Here is a 1,835-nt window from a genome sequence, read left to right as displayed (position 1 = left end):
CGGTAGCACCGGATTAAAAAGGGGCCACTCCTGCTAGACCTTCGCCTTTGCGCGGAGGCGGAGGGTGAAGAGAGTGGAACTTTATCTCAAGGTTCGCCGCGCTGTGATGATAGACGGGATGAGCCGTCGTTCTGCTGCGCGATTTTATGGTATCAACCGCAAGACCGTCGACAAGATGTTGGCCTTCCCGGCTCCGCCTGAGCATGGTCGGACAGGCGTGAGTTATAGCCGGAAGTTGTCCGGGTTCACCGAGACCATCGATCAGATATTGGAAGATGATCGCAGCGTGCATGCCAAGCAGCGGCATACAGCGGTGCGGATATTCGAGCGCCTGCGCGATGGGCATGGATTTACCGGCGGCATCACGATCGTACGTGATTACGTGGCCGGGGCGAAGCTGCGCAGCCGCGAAGTGTACATTCCCTTGAGCCATAAGCCTGGCCACGCTCAGGTCGATTTTGGTGAGGCGGACGGGATCATTGGCGGCAAGCTGGTGCGGTTCCACTATTTCTGCATGGATCTGCCGCACAGCGATGCGCCATTCATCAAAGCTTATCCTGCCGAGGTGGCCGAGGCTTTTTGTGATGGGCATGTCGCAGCCTTCGCCTTCTTCGGCGGCATTCCGATATCGATCCTATATGACAACACCAAACTTGCTGTGGCGCAGATCTTGGGTGACGGGAAGCGCGAGCGCAGCCGGATGTTCTCGACCCTGCAGAGCCATTACCTGTTCGAAGACAAATTCGGTCGGCCCGGCAAGGGCAACGACAAAGGCAAGGTCGAAGGGCTGGTCGGTTATGTGCGGCGGCACTTCATGGTTCCGATGCCGGTTGCCGATAGCTTTGATGCCATGAACGCGCGCTTTGTCGAACAATGCATGGAGCGCAGGCATGCAGTGCTACGCGGGCACAGCGAAAACATCGAGACGCGCATGCAAGCCGATCTGGCAGCATTTATGTCGCTGCCAGCGGTGCCATTCGATCCCTGCCATATTGTGACGGGGCGTGCCTCGTCGATGTCACTGGTGCGCTATCGCACCAATGATTACTCAGTGCCCACGGCCTATGCCCATCAGGAGGTGGTGATCAAAGGCTATGTCGACCGTGTCGCGGTGATCTGCCGGGGTGAACAGATTGCGGTGCATCCGCGCAGCTATGAACGCGAAGACTTCATCGCCAATCCGTTGCACTACCTGGCGCTTCTGGAGCAAAAGCCGCGCGCACTTGATCAGGCCGCACCGCTTGATGGCTGGGTTCTGGCCGAGCCAATGCATCGCATCCGGCGATTGATGGAGGCGCGTAGCGGCAAAGAAGGGCGGCGCGAGTTTATCCAGGTGCTGCGGCTTTGTGAGCGGTTCGAGCAAAGCCTTGTGGAATGGGCAGTGGCTCATGCCTTGGATCTGGGGGCGATCAGCTTCGATGCCGTGAAGATGATCGCGCTGGCGCGGCTCGAGCGGCGGCCACCGCGGCTTGACTTGCAGTTTTATCCGCACCTGCCACGCGCAGATGTCGGGCGCACTGACCCGCGTAGCTATATGGGCTTGCTGTCGCAGACAGGCGGTTCCCCGGCGGGAGTATTGGCATGACCGAGTCCCTGATGCCGCTGCCTGCCATGGCGCAAACTTCTACCAGCGTTCCGCCAGCGGTGTTGCTGGCCAACCACCTCAAGGCGCTCAAGTTGCCAACCTTTGCGCGTGAGCATGAAAAGGTCGCCTTTGAAGCAGCGCAAGACCGTGCCGATTATCCGCGCTATCTGCTGCGGCTATGCGAGCTCGAGCGGATCGACCGCGAACGCCGGATGGTGGAACGCCGCATTCGCATGGCCAAGTTCCCGCA

The 1,835-nt window shown here is 59.6% G+C and carries 2 protein-coding genes; both read left to right on the top strand.

Annotated features, from left to right (window positions below; genetic code table 11):
• Positions 1 to 64: 64 nt before the first annotated feature.
• Positions 65 to 1,585, top strand: coding sequence for an IS21 family transposase (gene istA, locus B7Y43_RS19985; RefSeq protein ID WP_136954706.1), 1,521 nt, complete (start codon positions 65 to 67; stop codon positions 1,583 to 1,585).
• Positions 1,582 to 1,835: ATP-binding protein (locus tag B7Y43_RS19980; protein WP_374133410.1), on the top strand; the 254-nt coding region annotated here is incomplete at its 3' end. The genes istA and B7Y43_RS19980, both read left to right, overlap by 4 nt.

This window comes from Sphingomonas sp. 28-62-20, assembly GCF_002281505.1.
This window is presented reverse-complemented; position numbering and strand designations above follow the sequence as displayed.